The organism is Enterobacter cloacae complex sp. 372C4 (genome assembly GCF_050030615.1).
GTDB classification, from domain to species: Bacteria; Pseudomonadota; Gammaproteobacteria; order Enterobacterales; family Enterobacteriaceae; genus Enterobacter; species Enterobacter intestinihominis.
Window position 1 is genome coordinate 2,390,578 of the sequence record NZ_JBLGUQ010000001.1, and the last position, 19,268, is coordinate 2,409,845.

Genomic DNA, 19,268 nt, shown 5'->3' on the forward strand with positions numbered 1-19,268 from the left:
GGCAAAGCCCGGAAGGGTATCAGAAGAATCTTCCGGCATTCGTAAAGCCTGATACCGGGCGGGTGAGAACAAACCCTGCCGGTATCAATGGTCCGTCAGTTGCTGGCTGTTTCTGGTCTCGGGAAGCTGAACAGCAAGTCACGATAGTATTCGTACTGTTTCTGGCGCAGCTCGATTTCACGAGGAAGGCCTTCGTTGATGGAGTTTGTTAGCGCATCAAATTTGTCCAGAATAGAAACTATTCGCTCTTTATCTTCAGGTGAAGGATTTGGAATACGTATGCTCTCTAAATTTTTCTTATTTAGTTTTGGTTGCGCTGCTCCGGAAATATAGGGGGCTAAATCAATGCTATTCAGATAGTACTCCACGTACCTTCGTTCTGCATAGGAATCGAATTTAATCACATGTGCATGATTGTTTACCCAAGATTTACCACTGATACTAAATGCTATAGGCGTATTGCGGGCTAACAAATTTGCGCCATCTTCAGAAATCAGTAAAAAATCACCATCAAAAATGTAATCTTTAACATAATCGACAATTCCAGAAGCACCGTAATAAGGAATACTTCCTGCTTCCCTCAGACTGCTGGTAATTGGTTTCCTTTTCGAATCCAGATTTTCCCCTAGATCCCCAAGCGTCTTCCACTCAACTTCACCCTCTTCAAAACTCAGCAACTGGTCTCGATAGTAGTTGTACTGTTTTTTACGCATGTTAAGCTCAGCGGTAAGCTCAGCGGTAAGCTCAGCGGTAAGTGCAGTAAATTTGTCCAGAATTCGGACGATTTCAGACTGGATGGCAAGGGATTTTTCTGGATTGTTGGGGCAAGGTATGGGGATGATTATTTTTGCCATATCTGATGCGGAAACATCAATTACTTTTGTCCCTTTTGAGTACTTTCTTTTTTCATTGTAAAATGAATTTGTCTGGGTGAAATAAGCAAAGTATTTTCCAATAATACCTTCCCTGGGCTTAAATATTGTCGCATGGCCGCCGGTGACAGCTTGCTCTTTACCAAGATAAACCAGGGCTTTACCGACATCATCAAGATTTTCACTTGTATTAGTGATCACTACATCGCCAGTATTTACTTTTTTCAGCTTTTTAGCTGTATCTTGTGAAACAAAGGACTTTGTGGTTTCTGTTGAAAGGCCATAAAAGGTATAAATCTGACCATAGTGAATAGCAGGAATACCTGCCTCAGTAAAATCAGTTTTTGGTAAGCCATTTCCACGAACAAGCTCACCTAAAACACCGAGTGGCAGCCACTCAACCTCAGCGCCATCCAGCAGTTTTTCCAGATAACTTAACTCGCTCATGCCCGTGCCTCATTGTCTTCAATTTGGGCCACAATCGTATCAATGTCTTTGCGCAACTGATCGATTTTGCTGACGGTAGTTTTTAGCTCGGCATTCAGCACTGCAATATCTACAATTTCGCGGGTATCCATGGCTTCGACGTAGCTGCTGACTGACAGGTTATAGTCATTGGCGGATACTGTTTCATAAGGGATTGTTTTCGCGAGGTGGTCAATATCTGCTTTGCTGGCAAAGACCTGCATAATCTTTTCGATATGACCATCAGTCAGGATATTGTTATTGGTTTCTTTCTTAAACAACCCGCTGGCATCAATAAACTGAACGCGGGTATCTGTTTTGTGCTTTGACATCACCAGAATGTTAACGGCAATGGTGGTGCCGAAGAACAGATTCGGTGCCAGAGAAATCACCGTTTCAACATAGTTATTGTCGACCAGGTACTGGCGGATTTTCTGCTCTGCACCGCCACGGTAGAAAATACCGGGGAAGCAAACTATTGCTGCACGCCCTTTAGCAGACAGGTAGTTCAGCGCATGTAGGACAAATGCAAAGTCCGCTTTTGATTTCGGGGCCAGTACGCCAGCCGGAGCAAAGCGCTCATCGTTAATCAGGGTCGGGTCGTCACTGCCAATCCACTTAACCGAGTACGGCGGGTTAGAGACAATCGCATCGAACGGTTTTTCATCGCCAAAGTGAGGCTCAGTCAGAGTATTTCCCAGTCTGATATCAAATTTGTCGTAGTTGATGTTGTGCAGGAACATGTTCATACGCGCCAGGTTAAAGGTTGTATGATTTATCTCCTGACCATAAAAACCTTCTTCAATGATATGGTTATCAAAGTGCTTCTTCGCCTGAAGCAGCAGTGAGCCAGAACCTGCGGCAGGGTCATAGATTTTGTTGACGTGAGTCTGACCGTGCATCGCAAGCTGAGCAATCAGCTTAGAGACGTGCTGAGGAGTGAAGAACTCCCCGCCAGATTTACCGGCATTCGCCGCATAGTTAGAAATCAGGAACTCATAGGCATCACCAAACAGATCAATCTGGTGCTCGTTAAAATTCCCCAACTTCAGCCCCTCAACGCCTTTAAGAACGGCGGAAAGACGGCTGTTTTTGTCTTTGACAGTGTTCCCCAGTCGATTGCTGGTCGTATCGAAATCGGCGAACAGGCCTTTGATGTCGGCCTCCGACGGGTAGCCGTAGGCAGAGCTTTCTATAGCGACGAAGATACTGTTTAAATCAGCATTCAGCCTGTCGTTGGTGTTCGCTTTAGCGGCAACGTTGCAGAACAGCTGGCTCGGGTAGATGAAATAGCCTTTAGTCCTGATGGCATCGTCTTTGATGTCATCGGTAATGATGCTGTCATCAAGTGCTGCATAATGTATGCTCTCATCCCCTGCTTCCATGTAGCTGGAAAAATTCTCACTGATGAAGCGGTAGAAAAGGGCACCGAGTACATACTGTTTAAAATCCCATCCATCTACTGAGCCCCTGACATCATTGGCAATGGCCCAGATTTGACGGTGTAGTTCTGCACGTTGTTGAAGACTGGTCATTTTTATCCTGTTATCGATTCTTGGTTTCGGCTATTGCTGCGATTTTATCGCAATTTTACTTCTTTGACAGGTTTGAGTGATGCCTGATAGCCTCCCCAATGAAGGTTAAAATGGTTAATGAAATGTACAGAGAATCAATCGGATATGCTGTTTCGATTTCTGGAGCATCATTAGCGGTGTTTAGGGGCAGTTCATTACATTTCTGACCTTGTATAGATATGTCGTGATGAAATAAACGTTCACAGCCATCATCTGATCGGTGTGCAACAAAGGCGTCATTCATTAAATACGCAGAGAGCCTGACTTATTGCGTCAACGGGTGAGTTACAATGTTGAATCTGGTAACGCCAAAACTGTGTAATTATCTACGCTAAATCATTTCTGGTTAGCGTGACCGACGCCGGCGGTCTTAAGATGTACAATTCTTACTGTCTCCGAATGAATTTTATTTATTCAAACAGACTTGGGTGATATTATTATCAAGTGAAAATGCCTGTTACCTACCTTGATGATATATACAGTGTTTTTACAGATGAATTTATATGTTTGTAATCAATGCGTGAGTTTGATGTTTTTAAGGTTAGTTAAATGAAACAGCTATTGGATTTTATAATTGGAAGTTGTGTGGATAACAGAACCAAATTTCAGTTGCTTGCAGTTTGTTATCCAAAATGTAAGGATGATGAAGTGATGTTGATTTTGCGCTGGAGGGTAGCTGATTTGTATGCGCATGAACTGGAAGTCCAGAATTATCTTTTTAGAGAGCTGGAAGGTATCATAGAGAAAATCACGGGCCTGCCTGAAACCTATTTTGTATCAAGCTATAAATCACTATTGACCGATGATTTTAGAGAACTCACAGCAGCGGGGGTTGATGTTTGTAAGTTTATTATGGAAAACAAAGGTTAGTTGGATAAGAACCAACACATTTTCAGGTTCTGTTCTGGCTGAGGAACCTGAATATTCAATCAATGTGTTAGTTCTATTTTTGATGGTTAGATTTAAATGTGATTCTTTTGCGGTGTTATACTGCTGTTATGCATCTAAAAAGCTGACGGCTTTGTTTATGTTTTATGTTCGGATAGATTCTCATCGCAGCTGCACAGAGAGGTGAAACCTGCCTTGCTATATTTTTACCAAAGTTAACAAGAAGACCATGCTTGATCTTTTCACTATTCGTTCTGACTTTGATGACAAAGCTGAACTGATATACGATTACCTCAATGAGGTCATTGCCAAATGTTATACTGGCAGCGTTGTTTATTTCATGTTCATAATTCATCAGGTCAGTGTTAAGTCTTGCTGTTGCATCTACAAGTGCGTATTCTTTATCGATAATCATAACTTTCTCACTTATCATGTTAATGTGATTTAATCATCACTAATAATATGTTATGATTTTAATTACGATTATTCGTCTGTTTACTCCCGTAATGCATTATCTTATGAATAATGTTCATGTGGGGTAAGGCTTCCATAAAGTCAGACTGTTCAATCAGCGAAATGAGTGTGTTATCGATCTCAAACGTTGTATCCGGTAATACCTCAACCAGCCTGATTCGGGACAGGGAAATAACGAACACGCCCGATGACGTACATCCGGCAAGAAACCACTCCGCATGGCTGCAAAGCAGACGGTAGGGATGAACGGTATGGCTGACGTTTTCGTCGGTTCTGATACGCACCTGGGTCTGGTTAAGTATGGCGAGCGTCAGTCTGCTGAAATCACCGAAAAGGGTGGGTTTCTGGCGCGGCTCCGGAAGCATAATCCTGTATGGCGAGGGACGTTCCCCGTCAAGCAGAAGGCTCAGCAGTTTGGCGTCCATCGCGGGTAACAGACGGTCAAGATGCAGCAACCTCGCCAGTATCTTCATATCCCGTTCCGTGCGGCGACGAAAGTAATGTGAGGCAAGCTGATACACGCCGTTGCTCTGTTCAATATCAAGGTACGTCAGACGGACGTTGAAATCCCGTCGCAGCGTTCGCGTCGTCACTCCAAATTCTTCTGCCAGCGTCCCGATATGCAGCTTTTCACCCTGAAACAAACGGCTCAGGATGATGGAAAGGCGGGTTGCCAGTCTGTCATGTTCGTTTTCTTGTGTTATCAGCGTCATACATCATTTCCGAATTTAGCCGGGAAATGATGCCAGCAGTAGCGGACAGGATTTGTCCGCCCTCTGAAGTTTTTTAAAGTCTGAATACCTTAAATGTAAGTGCTAAACGTCAGTATTCTCAGGTGAATAAAGATGCTTCTGGCGCATGTAGGCAATAAAAATGCAGGATGGTAGCGTCACCCGGTATGCGGGACCGGCTAAATCAATCAGCAGCCAGAGAGAACTGAGCACCCAGCCCACGGGACCGGCAAAAGCGCCCATGGTACGCGTCAGCATGGCATTTCCTGCAACGGTCAGCCCTCTGCCTAACAGGGCTTTCGCCACACCATTTGTGACAACAAGTGCCATCTGATAGGCCGCAAACCCGGATGTTTTAATCCCCGCCTGGATTGCCATGGTCAGCAACTCCGGCGTGGGGTTGCTGTAGCCTGTCTGCAATTCTTCCGCCACGGTCTTTAGCTGGTCAGGCGTCATCTTCTCAAGACTTTTCTCCAGGATCTTCATCAGCAGATTCATTTCAATGGTTTCAACACTGGATTTGTTGTTGTAGTTCACCTTCATTTTATCGCAGGCATCGGTGAGAATTTCCCGGTACAGCACCCCTTTACCCCAGCGGAGCAGCGTGGCAAAGCTGTTTGCCCCAAACGTCTGAACCTCGGCGGCAATGGCATCCCAGTAGCGCGGGTGGTTGGGCTTGTGTTTTTTATACTGAGGATCGTAAGTCAGCGTTTCCGTGATGCGTGCCAGTCCGTCTTTCGGATCGCAGATAAGCACAGAAACCAGTAAATCCAGATCGTCACGATGGCAGTGGCGCAGAAACTCAAGGTCGGGGTCGTGTCGGTAGGTAGCCATATTTCACCTCATTGCAGATATTGGACCTGACAGTTTAATTACTCCCCCCGGACAGGATGTGTCCGGCTGATCAAGAAAAAGTAAAAAAAAAACCTGCCCGAAAGCAGGTTTCTGTTCACCGGATGGAGGTATAACGTGTCGGGATTACTTTCCGCGCCATTCCTTTTCCACTTTATCCGCAAAAGCATCGCACTGCCGGGCATATTCCGGGTTATAGAGCAGCTCCGACTGCGAAAGTTGCATGGCGGTCATGCTGCCGTTACGGGCATTTGATTCGAGCCAGGTTCTGCCATAGGTCTTGTTCATCACCTGAAGTACCCTGTTGAATACCGGTCCGTTGATGCGGGCATTGAGATTGACGCCTTTTAACTGAAGGCCGCTGTCGCTGGTCTGGGTCAGGCGGGTGGAGTACATCGCGCAGAAGGTCGAATTGGTAATCATCTGAGCGTCAGCCTGCTCGTCGGCGAACGCGCTGTGGCTGAAGGCGGAAAGCAGAATTGCGGCGGTTAACAGTTTTAAAGTTTTCATCATGTTCCCTTATGGATTGAAAAGCGGAGACAGCCTGCCATACGGGGTGGTCAGGAGATGTCCGGCAGAGAAAAAAGTCAGGGTTTCAGCGAGGGAGCCAGTCGCCAGCGGTGAGGGCCAGCGGATTCCAGCACAAAGGCCAGTTGAGCGAGGTCCCGTCTTGCTGTGCGGGGAGACACGTCAAACTGCCGGATGATGTAGCGAACAGATATTGTCTGACCGTAAAACAGCACCATGGTCAGCCGGATAAGCCGTTCTCCCTGTCCGGTGACACGTTGCCTGCAACGGCTGGCTTTCATCGTTGCCATACGCGCCATCGGTCCCCTTTCTGAAAAGAATCGAGGTGTCTGGCAAGCCAGATATCAGGGCACGAATCGCCGGTAACGCAGCGGGCAGTAAACCGGTGGCAGTTAAAGTCGAGCAGGCTATAAGGATAGCGCTGACCCACTGCCGCCTTTGCCCGTTCAGCGGCCCGCGCACAACCCTGAGGCGTCAAATCCATACAGTCGGTATACACCGAGATAGCGGAGTTCCAGCCATCGAGCCGGTCAAGAAACCCTTTAGCCTTACTTTTGATAACGGTTCCATCGCCATCAAGATGAACAATATCGCCGTTACCCACATAGATACCGCTGTGTGCGGCAAGGCCAAAAAGCAGTTCGCACTGCACGATACCACCGTAAGCCGGTTCATCGACGCAGGACAGAATGCAGTTATCGATAAATGAATCCACGAAGTTCAGCAGCAGAAGCCGGTACATAACAATCAATTCCTTACTACGGGGGAGAGGGGGGATGCGGGGGAAACGTAGTGAACACTCAGCTTTCCCACAACGTACGGACCGTGAAAACCCCCATATCGTGGTAAGCCATAAAGTTACTTTCCCATAGCGACCAGAACTCACGGGCGTCGACATGAGAGATATCGCCACAACGGGAAAGCCACGTGTATTGTTGCGTCCAGCTCACATCGACATCTTTTTCAAGCTCAGGCCATGGATGCCCTGCATAGTGAAAATCGGTGACGTAATCGAGCTGCCAGTCTTCTCCGGCAGGGATGAGGCGTATTTCGACCGGATGCCAGCCGCCCTTTTCCGGTGAGTATTCAGGGTCACGGAAGTTAATGGTTAATCCGGTGATGGGGTGACGATGAGGCGGTTTTTGCGCAACGATACCCAGAAGCAGTTGAGTGAACGACCGGGAGAGCGGCAGCACATAGCCGCCCTGCAATATAGCGGGTGATGACATAGTGAATTTCCTTTTTAAGGGGTATGGAACACAGAAAAAGCGGGGGATTAGTCCTGGCTGATTGCGGCAAGCTGCGTCAGACGGTGCTGCCAGTCGGCGTAGCAGCGGTGCATAAAGAGTCTGCTGCTGTCCGCTTCGATAAGGCAGATATCCGGACTTCTGAGCACAGCGGCAAGAAACCCTGCGTTATTGGTGCTGCCCTGACCAAACAGTGGGCGAAATACACGGGACGGAAAGCTGTCTGGCTGCTGTTCCAGAATGGCGTGAATCGCATCAAGCGCTACCCATTCACGGGAGAACAGGCCCCCTTCGCCATTGGCGGTTAAACGCAGGGCAAGGCTTCCGGTTTCATCCTCCTTACCCAGCTCATACGTCAGCAGACCTTTACTGTGGGGGCTGATTTTCTCGGCGTCCCCACTGTAGAACACGGTATAGCTTTCGGTGACGGCGGCTTCGGTAGCGACTTTTTTCTTACTCATGGTTCAGCGCCTCAATCAGGTTCTGGAGTTGAGTGATAACGGTCGTGTCCGGGAACACCAGATAGATACCCTGTCCGTTATCGCAGACGATACCGAGCAGGAGATACCAGCCATCATCAAGTGCGGTGACGTATTCCGGGTTAGCCAGTGCCACTGCCAGCAGCGGGTCTTCGGGGAGAGTGTCGTCGTGGTTGAGATGCCAGAGCAGGGTTCTTGTTTCGTTCCAGAAAGCAGTAAACAGGTCGATATCATCTACGGGGCCAAGAATTTCATTGCTGAGGGCCGCCAGTGCGGAGGCGGGCAGGTTGAGAAGGGGAAGACTGGTGGGTGTCGTGAGCTTGAACATGATTATCTCCATAATGAATTGATTTACATGGAAATAATATGTGCATAAAAAGAGGTTTTTTACGTTCATAGTCGTTGGGGTTGGTGAGCTTTGTGAATGTACAAAATCAAAGCACCCGCAGGTGTAAAATGTGATGATTGTCACAATAATAAAAATTAATGGAGTGTGGTTTTGATTGTTGAAAGGTTGATTTACCCTTAAGTTGGGCTGCATATTGTCAAAATCATCACTTTAATCTATTGATTTAAATAGCATTAATTTTAAATGCCTTATTGGGTTGTTTTTTAGTCGAAAATCGGTGGGGTCTATTACCATTTTCTTATTTCAGGGCCTCAAAAGTTGACTTACTTTGGGCGATGCATCCGGAACACAATTTTTTTATAGGGTTTAACGCTATTTTCCCTTTTCCCTGAGCAGGAGTACTCCTGATGAATCATCATGGTCTTTCTGACTTGAGTATTAAATGTCAATGGGCATGTAAGAGCTGATTTTTCATGGGCTTGAAAGTGATGCCACGAATAAATAAGCTTATCCCATTGTTGGCCGACATATTAAATTACTCATTATCATCTGAATTTTCAGAGGACCATGTACATATTATGAATGTTAATTACCCTTTAAATAAAATAACGCAAGTGCTGGATGAAAAGAGCATCACAGCTGCTCATAAAAATTCCTTCAATGTAGATGTGGAAGCTCAGGGGTATTCCGACTCTGGAGTATCTGATGTTGTAGAATATCCAGGGGTTGCACCTAAAAATACTGGAGGTGTTTTTACTAAAGCCCTTTTTGATGAATATAAAATCCGTGCAGTACAAGCTGCACAAACAATCGAGACCAGCGATAAGAAGTTAACCGGACTTAAGGCAATATTCTATCCATCAGGTCGCATTAAATTTATTGTCCGCAAAAGTATTCGCGGAAAGAATATCTACGTTGCCGTAGGAGGCTACCCGGAAATTTCAATTAAAGATGCAAGGGAGCATGCCTTTAAAATAATTCAGGAGCTCAAGACCGCCGTTGAGGCTTACGGTGAGCGTTTTCTTACTCACAGTAAAATGACGTTTAATGAGCTTGTGGATGAGTATGAGAAAAGCGTACTCAGCACGGGCGTTAAGCGTTCAGCTAACACCGACCTTTCTAAGATCCGTAAATACCTGCGCCCTCTTCTCGGTGACAAAAAGCTGGCAGGTATGACGGAGGCGGATATTCTGAGCTATCTGTATGCTCTCGATCTCAAGCCAGCCACCCGCAACCGCCATCTGGCGCTCATTAAAGCGGTGTTTACCTGGGCTATACGCATGGGATACACCAACCGCTCTCCGGCGCTTTATATCAAAGCGCTGCCTGAAGTGACGTCAGATCGCCGCGCCATGGATGATTCCCAGCTTCAGTGCTGGATGGAAGTGTGTGAGTGCTGGCGTAATGGTAAACCTGATCATGAAGCCCTTGCTCTGCTCATGTTCCTTGCCCTGACGGGACTGCGTCTGGGGGAAACCCGTCATCTTCGCCTTGAGGATGTGGACTGGAGCCGCAAAGTTATCACTCTTCGCCACACCAAAAACGGCAAACTCCGCCGTGTACCGGTATGTGATAAGGCGTTCGTTCTTCTGACAGAACAGCGTCAGCATCTGGGTGATGAAGGCTGGGTATTTCCGGGCAAGGGGACCGACAATCCGGTTGCTGAGCCGCGTCGCCTGCAAAAACGACTTTGTGAGGCTGCGGGTATTCCACCGTTCACCATCCATGAGATGCGTCATACCTTTGCGACAAAGCTCATCGAGAGCGGGGCAGACATTCATACCGTCAAAGACTTACTGGGTCACAGCACAATCAAAGTAACAGAACTTTACTTGCACGCCTCCCCGGCACGTTATCACGAAGTTGTTAACCGGGCGATGGGGTAACAACCTTCACTCAACGGGATGGTTTTTAACTATGGTTCTGATGCTATCCGTTTTCTGACGGTGGCGTAATTTGATGGTAATACACATGAATAAAAAAGTGACAACTAATGTTCCTAAGGTTTCCGGGATTAAGCGTATTCGCGCTTTTGCTGATCGCGATAAAAATTTCACCAAAATGTCGGAGGCAATTATCAGGCGTGCTGAAAACACTGAAGTCGGTGAAGATGATATCGCTTCACTCGGTATTAGTGATGGGCTGCCACGGCATTATGTGAATACAGCTGATGGCCTTTTCTACATCGGTGGACAGAAACCAGTGCTGGTTTGCGGTACGCCAGTTGTGCCTGTCGCCCTGTTTTGCGGGAAAGATAAGGAGTCCAGTCTTGGGATTCGCCTGATGACCGGTAACGGGCTGGGTAAGTATGTTAAGGCCCTGGTGCGCTTTGAGGATATTGTTCAGAGCGGTGCTCAGGTAGTAGGCAAACTGGCAGATCGTGGATTTTGTGTTGGCTCCTCTCCACAGCAGTTTGCCCTTTTTGACCGTTTTCTTCAGCGCTGCCGGAGTTTACCGCTGCCTGTCTATCTGATGGCAGATGCGATGGGATTCGTTTCGGAGGATATGGCCTTTTTACATGGTCATGAGCCCGTTGTGACCTCTCTGAGCGGGTTTGATTATCTGCTGCCGGGATTCCGCGTGCGTCCCGGACTGCACAAAGGTGGGGCTCTGGAGGAGTGGATTAACCTCATCCGGGAAAATGTCCATGGCTGGGCGCAGACCTTTGCGCTGAGTGCGTCCTTTGCTTCGATGCTTCTGGTTCCTGCCGGTATGGATGTGGGCATGTTTCATTTTCACGGCGTATCCACCACCGGTAAAACGCTTCTCCTGATGCTGGCTGCATCGGTCCATGGTGATGGCAGCGAGCCGGGTAGTGGGGGGAATGTAAATATTATTCGCTGGAATACCACGCCTAACGCGATGGAGCGCCTTCTCGCTGACTATTCCGGTCTGGTCGCCTGCGTCGATGAACTGGGTGCGAGTAATCATAAGCAACTTTCCTCACTGCTTTACAACATTACGTCAGGTACGGCAAAAGAGCGCCTGAACCGTGGCCTGACGGCAGATGAGCCGTTTAAATGGCGCATGTTTATTCTCTCCACCGGTGAGATGTCAATCTCCGAAAAGCTGGCTGAACAGAAAGCCGTGTTACAGGGAGGGCAGGAGCACAGGGCCATCAGTATGGAACTGTTGCCTGAGGATGCTCAAAAACCGGATGAACCGGTATCAGAAACACGTGCCCGTGCAGATGCACTGAAGACGGGGCTGGCAGAGGCTTATGGTCATGCCGGGCCTGCATTTATCGGCAAACTGTTATCCGGGAAAAATACGGCTGGCGGTCTTCGCACCTACGCAGAGTTTTCATCCTGGCTCCAGGAACAGACAGATGATTGCTGTAACGCACTGGAAGAGGCCCTGAGGGATGAGGGGCGTGATATTACCCGCGTTCAGCGGCGCGGACTGAAAAGATTTGCGCTGGTATGGCTGGCAGGAGAGAAGGCGCTGAAATATGGCCTTTTACCTTTCGAAAGCGATGCGGTGGCTGAATCCGTTATGTCCGCTGCACGACGCTGGCTGGATGATAACCAGAATCAGTATAACCCGGTGCGTAACATGCTGGAGGAGCTTCAGCTGACGCTGGTGACAAAAAGCAGCAGGCACTTTATCACCCTGCGTGACGAACATGCCCGATGCCCGGGAGATATGTGGGGATTCGTCCATTACAAAACCGGCGACTTCCTGATTTATGAATCGGTGTTTGAAAAGCTCTGTTCTGAAAAGGGACTTAAGACCGTTGATGTGGCCAGACCGTTAGAGCGTTCCGGTTATCTGCTTGGCGAAAGTGCCGGACACTATAAAAAAAGAGCGCTGAAGACGATGGCGCAGTCTTACTACCAGGTCAAAAAAGCGTTTCTGAAATGCAATGTGATGACCGAATTTTAACCCTGAATAAAACCATTTTGACTGAATAACAACGAATAGAAGGTGATGTATGATTTTTGAATCAGACCAGTACTATGACGGTTTTCCTCACGCTATCAGCAGCGAAAATGAAGAAAAAACCTCATTCAATGATTACGCTCTGGTTAACACACTGGCGGAGTGCCTGTATCACGACATTTCTCGTGAAATCTTCGATGGCAGTGAGCCGGCGCTCCGGGCCGTCATTGCCAACGGTCAGATTAAATTCCTGGCTCGTTATACGCTTAGAGGGGCCTGCTATTATGAACCCCTCGGCAGGTTCCCTCGTATGTCTATTAAAGACGCGCGCGAGTGTGCTCGTGAACTCTATAACAGATATGATGATAACCGGGTGCCGGATGAAGAATATGGGGCCATCCCGTTCTGACTGATGGCTGAACAGTAAAAAAAAAGCAGGGGCACTTGCCTCTGCTTTTCTGTTATCACAAGGACGGTAGCTGAGCCGTTATCCTTTCCGCCAGTAACTGACTGGTGTTCTGTAAGCGCTGAGGATGAAGATGCGCATACCGTTGTGAAGACTGACTGCTGCGGTGCCCCAGTTGAGCCTGAACGTCATACAGTGTTCCGCCGTAGGACACGATGAGGGCGGCAACCGAATGGCGGCAGGTATGAATACACACTTCCTGGTCGAAAATTCCCGCCCGACGCACGATACGCTGAAAGGCTTTAACCGGGTTACTCAGCGGCATTCCTTGTTTTTTACCTATAAACAACCACGGATTTCCCCGCTGTGTTGGCAGTGTTCTGATTACGTCCATCGCCAGTGAATTAAGATGAACAATCCGTCCATAGCCATTCTTGGTTTCAGGAAGCCATAGGGTGCGTTTAACCGGGTCAACATGCTCCCACTTAGCCAGACGCAGCTCATCACGACGAAGGCCGGTCAGTAACAGCAGTTTGACAGTAAGCGTGCAGCGAGAACCGTATTGACGGGGATGTGTTATTCATTTGGCAATGCTACGCGCCAGGGGAGCAGTTCGCTGACCCGGTTTATCGGCCAGTCAGCTATAACATCAAGCACATGGCGAAGGTAGCTTTCTGGCTCCACTCCGTTCAGTTTGCATGTCCCGATCAGGCTGTACAGCAGCGCTCCCCGCTCTCCTCCATGATCCGAACCGAAGAACAGGTAGTTTTTGCGGCCCAGGCTGACCATCCGTAGCGCATTCTCAGCTATGTTGTTATCTGCCTCGGCCCAGCCGTCGTCAGTATAGTAAGCCAGCGCCGGCCACTGGTTCAGTACGTACGTGAACGCTTTCGCCAGTTCTGAGTGTCGCGACAGCGTTTTCACCTTTTCACGCAGCCAGCTTTCCAGGGATTTCAGCCGCGGTTTAGCTTTTTGCTGACGTTCTGCAAGGCGTCGCTTCGCCGGCATCCCCCTTATTTCCGCCTCGATGGCATATAACTCACCGATCCGTTTCAGGGCTTCCTCCGTCAGCGCTGACGGGGTGCGAACGTGCACATCGTGGATCTTGCGGCGGGCATGAGCCCAGCAGGCAGCTTCCGTTATCTGTCCATTGCGGTACAGTTCGTTGAACCCGGCGTACGCATCCGCCTGCAGAACACCGCTGAAGCCAGCGAGATGGCTCTGCGGGTGGATACCTTTTCTGTCCGGGCTGTAAGCGAACCACACTGCCGGCGCCAGCTCTGACCCGGCGTTACGGTCGTCACGAACGTACGTCCACAACCGCCCGGTCTTCGTTTTCTTATTACCTGGCAACAGCACCGGGACAGGCGTGTCATCAGCATGGAGCTTACCGTCAGTCAGCACATAGTCCTGAAGCGCCCCTTCCAGCGGTGACAGTAGCCGGCAACACGCATCCACCCAGCCCGACAGCAGTGAGCGGCTCAGCTCCACACCCTGGCGGCCGTATATTTCAGACTGGCGGTACAGCGGGGTGTGCTCTGCATACTTTGAACTCAGCACGCGGGCCAGCAGCCCCGGTCCTGCGATACCCCGCTCGATGGGCCGTGAAGGCGCGGGGGCCTGCACGATGGCATCGCACTGAGTACAGGCATGCTTTTCACGTACTGTCCGGATAACCCGGAAGGCGCTGCGCATCAGCTCCAGCTGTTCGGCGGCATCTTCACCCAGGTAACTCAGCGCACCACCACATTCCGGGCAGCATGACGCTGCCGGCAGCAGCCGTTTTTCGTCACGGGGAAGTGATTCAGGGAACGGTTTGCGGGTACGGGTCTGCCGCAGCGGGCGCTGCACGGCCGGGTCATCCACCCGGCCGGTAAGGGTATCGCTTTCTTTCTGCAACTGCTTAAGGTCGGCTTCCATCTTCGCGATACGGCGGGAGACTTTTTCGGAGCGGCTGCCGAAGTTCATCCGGCGCAGCTTATCCAGTTGCGCCTGCAGGTGATCTATTTCGCGTTCACGCTCGTTCAGCTTTTCCAGAAGGGCACGGTTCAGCGCCTCCTGTTCGGCAAGGAGACGTTTCAGTTCATCGATATCGTCAGGAAGTAAGCTGTTCATACCGGGTATATTACCAGGCTCATTCAGCGTCGACCAGGATAAAGAGGCCTACAACATAGTCAGTGACGTAAGCAGTCTTTTAGGCTGCCGCCAGTCGATACCTTCAAGGAGCATCGCCAGCTGTGCCTGTGTGAGGAACACTTTGCCATCCCGGGCTGACGGCCAGGCGAAGCGGCCGCGCTCCAGCCGTTTGGTCAGCAGACACAGTCCATCGCCGGTAGACCAGAGGAGCTTTACCTGACTGCCATTACGCCCACGGAAGATAAAAACGTGACCTGACATCGGATCGTCTTTCAGCGTCGTCTGCACCTTTGCCGCCAGGCCGTTGAAGCCGTTTCTCATATCGGTGATGCCAGCGACCAGCCAGATCTTTGTCCCTGATGGTAATGGGATCAACGTTTGAGCTCCCGTATCAGCAGGTTCAGGATATTTTCGCTGATGGCACCATTCAGACGGAGTGATCCGTGCCGGAACGTCACTTCACAGCTGATATTGAGTGATTCAGGTGCCGCAGCAGCTACAGGTTGTGACCGGGGGGAGGTTGCAGGGACAACATCTTCGGCATCAAGTGTTATCGGGAGCAGCTCAGGCACGTTGTTTTCTGTTGTTGAAGGAGGACGTAGTTTTCCTTCGCGCCAGTACTGGCGCCACTTAAACAGCAAATTATCGTTGATCCCATGCTCACGAGCGAGTTGCGCTACGGAGATCTCTGGTCGATGCGAGAGTTCAACCATTTTGATTTTGAACTCAACGGGATAATTAGGGCTTTTTTTACGCACTGCGGTTAATGATTTCATGGATAGCGTCCACCATATTTGGTGTCCATTATCCTCTCAGGAATTTCAGGATCTGCCAGACGGTGCTGAGACGACGCTTACGTTTGACATAGCGGGCAGCTACGGGGCTGGTATCGTTATCGGCGGAGAGAAAAATACGACGAATTTCGTCCTCGGTAAAATAACGCTGTCGGGCGTTGTTCTCCCTGAGAAGCTGTACCACCCTTGCCGGATGAACAGAGGTCATGCTTTGCCTTCCGGCCCATGTAAAGACGGCTTTAATGAGTACGATGACACGGTTACAGGTAGCCGCTGACAGGGAAGTACTTAACGTCTGCTGAAGGCGCAGAATGCTGGCTGGTGTGATATCGCTCAGCAGCCTCTGACCAATGGCGGGGTGGATATGATCGCGGTAGCGCTGTACATCCTTCCCCCAGCTGCGTTTAGCAGATTTAGCCCATGGCAGATAATGCTGATTAAAGAGTTCATCGAACGTCAGCTCCTTTCTCTTGTTTTCACGCTCCTGCTTAGGGTCAGTGCCGGTGGCAAGGGAACGTTTATGTTCTATGGCAATCTGACGAGCAAGATTGACGTCCACTTCAGGCCAGTGACCAATGGCGATGGCGCGTTTTCGTCCATGATAAAGGTAGCGTAGCAAAAACTTTTTACGACCTTCTCTTCTGCTGACCAGACACTTGAGGCCGGAAATCTCGGTGTCGCTGTATTCGGCATCGGTACTGCGTGCATCGGATGTGTTAGGGGGCAGGGATTTAATGAGCTGATTAGTAAAACGGAAGCGTTTGGGGGTGGACATATAACCTCCTGTGACTGGTGTAAAGAACGTCAGGGTTGACCCATCCCCGGCACGGCGTTGTTAATGGCTAAGTTGATTTTCTGGCGTGGAGAAGGGAATGCTGGTGCCACATGGTATGAATGAAGACGGGAAATGCAGAAAGAGCAGGCTTTACGGTCTGATTCTGGTCTTAGGTTGAAAGATGCTGCTGGGGAGGGCGTTCACAGAAATAATATGTGTTTCAGTTGGGTGCAATTACATGCCATAAGCGCTAAAAGTGTTTGATATTTAATATGCCCTATGGAATGGATCTGACTGTCGGTTATGCACCATGGGCTAGTATTACAGACAAAGTACTTCAAGCAGGGATAGAACAACGTACTGGGTGGATTTAATCGCTTATATTACCGTCTTTATCGAGCCATAATCCGTCACTAAGATAGATTTTTCCATTTTGTTGAGCATTGTCTGACATTGTACGATAGAGGTCTATATAGGGGGATTGAGCACAGTTGTCGACCTGCTTGTCAAGGTTGCCTTGAACCAGCCTGAGCTGTGACTCAAGTTGACTAATATTTTCATAATGTTTGCTGTCGATGCTGTAATGTACTGTTTTGATATGCTGAGGATATTTTCGGATACAGCCAAGAGCTAGCTGAATCGCTGCCAATGTTTTGAGATAGCGTGTGGAAAACTCTTCATCCATTTCGCAATAGCTTAAGAAACCCTCGAAAGCGATTCTGCGATTGTTCACTATATTTATACGATTTGAAGTAAGAAAATAACTATGTTCCATGGCAGGACCATTACCACAGTCCCATAATCGGTATTTATGGGTTGAAACCACGCGGTTATTTGTATCTATAGGCCCGGTAAAATTTTGCTTTATAAATGAATCACTATCGAAAATATGATTGAGGATTTTGTTGTAGAGCGATGAATCTACTTCCATCTTTTCGATAAAAACATTCATATTCAGAGCCTCAGTTAGGCTGATTTGCTGAAGGTTTATATCTGGAATTGAATCACCAACTTTTTTGATATGCATTTCAACAACCTGAACGGATGACAATTTTTATAGCGTACGTTAAGCAGGATGACAGAACAAGTATTTTATAAGCATGGGCGCAAATTAAGCATTGAATACTAACAGACGTTCTGGGGGCATTCCTGTACGGTAAAGAATTAATGTTCGCTTCTCACAGTGAGTTCAACGGTGCAATATGCTCAATATTATATAACTATTTTTTATGATGGCGTGGAAGACGGGGGATTCTGGTAATGGTAAGAAGTGAAAGGGAAAGAAGGGTATGTTGCAGGTGGACTGGCAGGTGAAGACCCCCATGTTACTAGTGGAGGATGCATATTGTCAGGTTTTTCCCACCGAAAGAAGGGAGTTTCCCCAGCATTTTCCCCGAGTCAGAACCCCTTTAAGACCCGAAGAATAAGGCAAAATGCCAATTCCCCCGCTTCCCCCACGCTTTTGCATCATCATGAACAACTAGAAATGAGAGAAACCTTAACTGACCGTAGAAAGACCGTAGCAGTGGGGTAAGGAAGAGGCACATCAGAGGGTGTGGAGGTGTCTAAAAGTAACGAACATCTGCGAAAATGGCGAGAAATTCAGCAAACAAATAACGTGTTGCAACGACCAGAAATCTACCGTAGCTAAGAAAGGAAAAAGCCCCGCTTTTCAGCGAGGCCTTATGAATATTGGTGCCCGGACTCGGAATCGAACCAAGGACACGGGGATTTTCAATCCCCTGCTCTACCGACTGAGCTATCCGGGCAACGGAGCGCATTAAACCGCAATCGCGCGCGATCGTCAACATTATTTCGGGAAAAGCTGTTCAACTGCTTAAGTTTGCGGCAATCTGTCCGTTTGTGCGCTGAAAGTGCACAAATCTTCCAGACAGTTCAGGCAAGATGTGACAATGCTGACGGTAAGAGGAGGGCAGTATGGCAAACGACTGGCTTGAGCTGCGTCAGCATGCAGAAACAGGTATTGAGACAATTAAGGCGCATTTCGAAGGACACGCCTTTGATCCCCACTGGCATGATAGCTATCTGGTCGGAATAACCGTTTCCGGTACGCAGCAGTTCCACTGTCGCCGTGAACGCCACCGTAGCCAGCCGGGCGATGCTTTTTTACTTGAGCCTGGTGAAATTCATGACGGTGATGCACCGGTAGAGGGTGGCTTTACTTATCTGACCTTTTATCTGGATGAACACTGGCTCACCCGTACGCTTCAAGGGCTGTATGACTCTACTCCCGGGAGTTACACCCTCCACTTTGCCCAAACGCTGACGCGAGAGCCTCAGCTGGTGCGCGCTATCGGTGATACATTTGCCTCGCTGCATAACGATGAGATGAAGATCGTACAACAGAGCACAATGGATAACCTGCTCACTAAGATTACAGCCCACTGCCACTGGCGGAAGAAACTCCCGTCGCTGTTACAAAGCTCCGCTGTGGCGCAGCGTGCCCGCGACTATCTCTATGCGCATATCGGCGAGAACGTGGGGCTGTCAGACCTTGCGCGGGAGACGGGGACGGATCGCTTTATGCTCACCCGCTGCTTTAAGCGCGAATTTCACCTTGCGCCGCACGCCTGGCTTATCCAGCTGCGCCTGGCAAAGGCCCGACAGATGCTGGCGTATGGGGAACTGCCTGTTGATGTGGCGACGGCAGTAGGTTTTGCCGATCAAAGCCATCTTGGTCGCTGGTTCCAGCGGGCGTACCGTATTTCTCCGGCACACTACCGTCGGTTGTGCACAAACCTTCCAGACGTTTCCAGAAAATAACGGCACATTCATGGCTCTACTAAAAGGAGCCA

Annotated in this window: 22 protein-coding genes and 1 tRNA gene; 5 read left to right on the top strand and 18 right to left on the bottom strand. The window is 48.9% G+C overall.

Translation table 11 applies throughout. The features are described 5' to 3' along the window. Nucleotides 1-95: 95 nt before the first annotated feature. Both ACQG11_RS11465 and ACQG11_RS11470 read right to left on the bottom strand, forming a co-directional pair. A complete protein-coding gene (locus ACQG11_RS11465; RefSeq protein WP_155025140.1) occupies nucleotides 96-1,319 on the bottom strand; it encodes a restriction endonuclease subunit S in 1,224 nt (407 codons plus the stop codon). Further along, the gene (locus tag ACQG11_RS11470) at nucleotides 1,316-2,872 is read right to left on the bottom strand and encodes a type I restriction-modification system subunit M (RefSeq protein ID WP_048994165.1); all 1,557 of its coding nucleotides are present in this window, start codon (nucleotides 2,870-2,872) and stop codon (nucleotides 1,316-1,318) included. Before ACQG11_RS11470 ends, ACQG11_RS11465 begins: the two co-directional genes overlap by 4 nt. Before the next feature lie 588 nt (nucleotides 2,873-3,460). Here ACQG11_RS11470 and ACQG11_RS11475 point away from each other — a divergent pair. Beyond that, a complete protein-coding gene (locus ACQG11_RS11475; protein WP_017384199.1) occupies nucleotides 3,461-3,781 on the top strand; it encodes a hypothetical protein in 321 nt (106 codons plus the stop codon). A 115-nt stretch (nucleotides 3,782-3,896) separates the two neighbouring features. Here ACQG11_RS11475 and ACQG11_RS11480 read toward each other — a convergent pair whose 3' ends face one another. The 9 genes from ACQG11_RS11480 to ACQG11_RS11520 all read right to left on the bottom strand — a co-directional run bounded on the left by ACQG11_RS11480 (nucleotide 3,897) and on the right by ACQG11_RS11520 (nucleotide 8,438). Beyond that, nucleotides 3,897-4,214: a hypothetical protein gene (locus ACQG11_RS11480; RefSeq protein WP_155025141.1), complete on the bottom strand. Its 318-nt coding sequence runs from the start codon at nucleotides 4,212-4,214 to the stop codon at nucleotides 3,897-3,899. A 58-nt stretch (nucleotides 4,215-4,272) separates the two neighbouring features. Further along, entirely contained in the window at nucleotides 4,273-4,986 is a 714-nt protein-coding gene (locus tag ACQG11_RS11485; RefSeq protein WP_155025142.1) for a helix-turn-helix transcriptional regulator, read from the bottom strand. Between the two features lie 102 nt (nucleotides 4,987-5,088). After that, nucleotides 5,089-5,838, bottom strand: coding sequence for a DUF3944 domain-containing protein (locus tag ACQG11_RS11490; protein ID WP_000257250.1), 750 nt, complete (start codon nucleotides 5,836-5,838; stop codon nucleotides 5,089-5,091). A gap of 144 nt (nucleotides 5,839-5,982) precedes the next feature. After that, on the bottom strand, nucleotides 5,983-6,366 hold the full coding sequence (locus tag ACQG11_RS11495) for a hypothetical protein (protein ID WP_155025207.1): 384 nt from the start codon (nucleotides 6,364-6,366) through the stop codon (nucleotides 5,983-5,985). Nucleotides 6,367-6,443: 77 nt separating this feature from the next. Then, nucleotides 6,444-6,674, bottom strand: coding sequence for a DeoR family transcriptional regulator (locus tag ACQG11_RS11500; RefSeq protein ID WP_165787409.1), 231 nt, complete (start codon nucleotides 6,672-6,674; stop codon nucleotides 6,444-6,446). Further along, nucleotides 6,662-7,126 carry a lecithin retinol acyltransferase family protein gene (locus tag ACQG11_RS11505; RefSeq protein WP_023337779.1) on the bottom strand — a complete coding sequence of 155 codons (465 nt, stop codon included), beginning with the start codon at nucleotides 7,124-7,126 and terminating at the stop codon, nucleotides 6,662-6,664. The genes ACQG11_RS11500 and ACQG11_RS11505 overlap by 13 nt, the downstream gene beginning before the upstream one ends. A gap of 58 nt (nucleotides 7,127-7,184) precedes the next feature. Further along, nucleotides 7,185-7,613: a DUF2787 family protein gene (locus tag ACQG11_RS11510; protein WP_026080582.1), complete on the bottom strand. Its 429-nt coding sequence runs from the start codon at nucleotides 7,611-7,613 to the stop codon at nucleotides 7,185-7,187. A 47-nt stretch (nucleotides 7,614-7,660) separates the two neighbouring features. Continuing rightward, the gene (locus ACQG11_RS11515) at nucleotides 7,661-8,092 is read right to left on the bottom strand and encodes a hypothetical protein (RefSeq protein ID WP_426728372.1); all 432 of its coding nucleotides are present in this window, start codon (nucleotides 8,090-8,092) and stop codon (nucleotides 7,661-7,663) included. Further along, nucleotides 8,085-8,438, bottom strand: a complete 354-nt coding sequence (locus ACQG11_RS11520) for a hypothetical protein (protein ID WP_023337776.1) — start codon at nucleotides 8,436-8,438, stop codon at nucleotides 8,085-8,087. Before ACQG11_RS11520 ends, ACQG11_RS11515 begins: the two co-directional genes overlap by 8 nt. 599 nt (nucleotides 8,439-9,037) lie before the next feature. Between ACQG11_RS11520 and ACQG11_RS11525 the strand changes: the two genes are divergently transcribed. The 3 genes from ACQG11_RS11525 (at nucleotide 9,038) to ACQG11_RS11535 (ending at nucleotide 12,750) form a co-directional block, all read left to right on the top strand. Continuing rightward, nucleotides 9,038-10,345: a tyrosine-type recombinase/integrase gene (locus ACQG11_RS11525; RefSeq protein ID WP_032165638.1), complete on the top strand. Its 1,308-nt coding sequence runs from the start codon at nucleotides 9,038-9,040 to the stop codon at nucleotides 10,343-10,345. An 85-nt stretch (nucleotides 10,346-10,430) separates the two neighbouring features. Beyond that, nucleotides 10,431-12,344, top strand: coding sequence for a DUF927 domain-containing protein (locus tag ACQG11_RS11530; RefSeq protein WP_426728373.1), 1,914 nt, complete (start codon nucleotides 10,431-10,433; stop codon nucleotides 12,342-12,344). Between the two features lie 49 nt (nucleotides 12,345-12,393). Then, nucleotides 12,394-12,750, top strand: a complete 357-nt coding sequence (locus ACQG11_RS11535) for an Arm DNA-binding domain-containing protein (RefSeq protein ID WP_032165636.1) — start codon at nucleotides 12,394-12,396, stop codon at nucleotides 12,748-12,750. 55 nt (nucleotides 12,751-12,805) lie between these two features. Here the strand turns inward: ACQG11_RS11535 and ACQG11_RS11540 are convergent, their stop codons facing one another. From ACQG11_RS11540 to ACQG11_RS11570, 7 genes are all read right to left on the bottom strand, one after another. Beyond that, on the bottom strand, nucleotides 12,806-13,327 hold the full coding sequence (locus ACQG11_RS11540; RefSeq protein WP_426728890.1) for a site-specific integrase: 522 nt from the start codon (nucleotides 13,325-13,327) through the stop codon (nucleotides 12,806-12,808). Further along, nucleotides 13,324-14,862, bottom strand: a complete 1,539-nt coding sequence (locus ACQG11_RS11545) for an IS66-like element ISKpn24 family transposase (protein ID WP_048213845.1) — start codon at nucleotides 14,860-14,862, stop codon at nucleotides 13,324-13,326. Before ACQG11_RS11545 ends, ACQG11_RS11540 begins: the two co-directional genes overlap by 4 nt. 48 nt (nucleotides 14,863-14,910) lie before the next feature. After that, nucleotides 14,911-15,258: an IS66 family insertion sequence element accessory protein TnpB gene (gene tnpB / locus ACQG11_RS11550; RefSeq protein WP_001774233.1), complete on the bottom strand. Its 348-nt coding sequence runs from the start codon at nucleotides 15,256-15,258 to the stop codon at nucleotides 14,911-14,913. Continuing rightward, nucleotides 15,255-15,659, bottom strand: a complete 405-nt coding sequence (gene tnpA / locus ACQG11_RS11555; RefSeq protein ID WP_003031976.1) for an IS66-like element accessory protein TnpA — start codon at nucleotides 15,657-15,659, stop codon at nucleotides 15,255-15,257. The genes tnpB and tnpA overlap by 4 nt, the downstream gene beginning before the upstream one ends. Nucleotides 15,660-15,687: 28 nt before the next feature. Then, nucleotides 15,688-16,452, bottom strand: coding sequence for an integrase arm-type DNA-binding domain-containing protein (locus tag ACQG11_RS11560; protein WP_426728374.1), 765 nt, complete (start codon nucleotides 16,450-16,452; stop codon nucleotides 15,688-15,690). Between the two features lie 370 nt (nucleotides 16,453-16,822). After that, entirely contained in the window at nucleotides 16,823-17,479 is a 657-nt protein-coding gene (locus ACQG11_RS11565; protein WP_032165634.1) for a hypothetical protein, read from the bottom strand. 666 nt (nucleotides 17,480-18,145) lie between these two features. After that, nucleotides 18,146-18,221: transfer RNA gene (locus tag ACQG11_RS11570), tRNA-Phe, on the bottom strand. A gap of 169 nt (nucleotides 18,222-18,390) precedes the next feature. Between ACQG11_RS11570 and ACQG11_RS11575 the strand changes: the two genes are divergently transcribed. Further along, nucleotides 18,391-19,236, top strand: a complete 846-nt coding sequence (locus ACQG11_RS11575) for an AraC family ligand binding domain-containing protein (RefSeq protein ID WP_426728375.1) — start codon at nucleotides 18,391-18,393, stop codon at nucleotides 19,234-19,236. Nucleotides 19,237-19,268: the final 32 nt, after the last annotated feature.

Coding starts and splice junctions, on each gene's coding strand:
- ACQG11_RS11565 (WP_032165634.1), bottom strand. CDS start 17,479: ATGCATATCAAAAAAGTTGGTGATTCAATTCCAGATATAAACCTTCAG.
- ACQG11_RS11520 (WP_023337776.1), bottom strand. CDS start 8,438: ATGTTCAAGCTCACGACACCCACCAGTCTTCCCCTTCTCAACCTGCCC.
- ACQG11_RS11560 (WP_426728374.1), bottom strand. CDS start 16,452: ATGTCCACCCCCAAACGCTTCCGTTTTACTAATCAGCTCATTAAATCC.
- ACQG11_RS11525 (WP_032165638.1), top strand. CDS start 9,038: ATGAATGTTAATTACCCTTTAAATAAAATAACGCAAGTGCTGGATGAA.
- ACQG11_RS11490 (WP_000257250.1), bottom strand. CDS start 5,838: ATGGCTACCTACCGACACGACCCCGACCTTGAGTTTCTGCGCCACTGC.
- ACQG11_RS11510 (WP_026080582.1), bottom strand. CDS start 7,613: ATGTCATCACCCGCTATATTGCAGGGCGGCTATGTGCTGCCGCTCTCC.
- ACQG11_RS11500 (WP_165787409.1), bottom strand. CDS start 6,674: ATGGCAACGATGAAAGCCAGCCGTTGCAGGCAACGTGTCACCGGACAG.
- ACQG11_RS11545 (WP_048213845.1), bottom strand. CDS start 14,862: ATGAACAGCTTACTTCCTGACGATATCGATGAACTGAAACGTCTCCTT.
- ACQG11_RS11495 (WP_155025207.1), bottom strand. CDS start 6,366: ATGAAAACTTTAAAACTGTTAACCGCCGCAATTCTGCTTTCCGCCTTC.
- ACQG11_RS11470 (WP_048994165.1), bottom strand. CDS start 2,872: ATGACCAGTCTTCAACAACGTGCAGAACTACACCGTCAAATCTGGGCC.
- ACQG11_RS11530 (WP_426728373.1), top strand. CDS start 10,431: ATGAATAAAAAAGTGACAACTAATGTTCCTAAGGTTTCCGGGATTAAG.
- ACQG11_RS11535 (WP_032165636.1), top strand. CDS start 12,394: ATGATTTTTGAATCAGACCAGTACTATGACGGTTTTCCTCACGCTATC.
- ACQG11_RS11475 (WP_017384199.1), top strand. CDS start 3,461: ATGAAACAGCTATTGGATTTTATAATTGGAAGTTGTGTGGATAACAGA.
- tnpA (WP_003031976.1), bottom strand. CDS start 15,659: ATGAAATCATTAACCGCAGTGCGTAAAAAAAGCCCTAATTATCCCGTT.
- ACQG11_RS11485 (WP_155025142.1), bottom strand. CDS start 4,986: ATGACGCTGATAACACAAGAAAACGAACATGACAGACTGGCAACCCGC.
- ACQG11_RS11515 (WP_426728372.1), bottom strand. CDS start 8,092: ATGAGTAAGAAAAAAGTCGCTACCGAAGCCGCCGTCACCGAAAGCTAT.
- ACQG11_RS11480 (WP_155025141.1), bottom strand. CDS start 4,214: ATGATTATCGATAAAGAATACGCACTTGTAGATGCAACAGCAAGACTT.
- ACQG11_RS11575 (WP_426728375.1), top strand. CDS start 18,391: ATGGCAAACGACTGGCTTGAGCTGCGTCAGCATGCAGAAACAGGTATT.
- ACQG11_RS11465 (WP_155025140.1), bottom strand. CDS start 1,319: ATGAGCGAGTTAAGTTATCTGGAAAAACTGCTGGATGGCGCTGAGGTT.
- ACQG11_RS11505 (WP_023337779.1), bottom strand. CDS start 7,126: ATGTACCGGCTTCTGCTGCTGAACTTCGTGGATTCATTTATCGATAAC.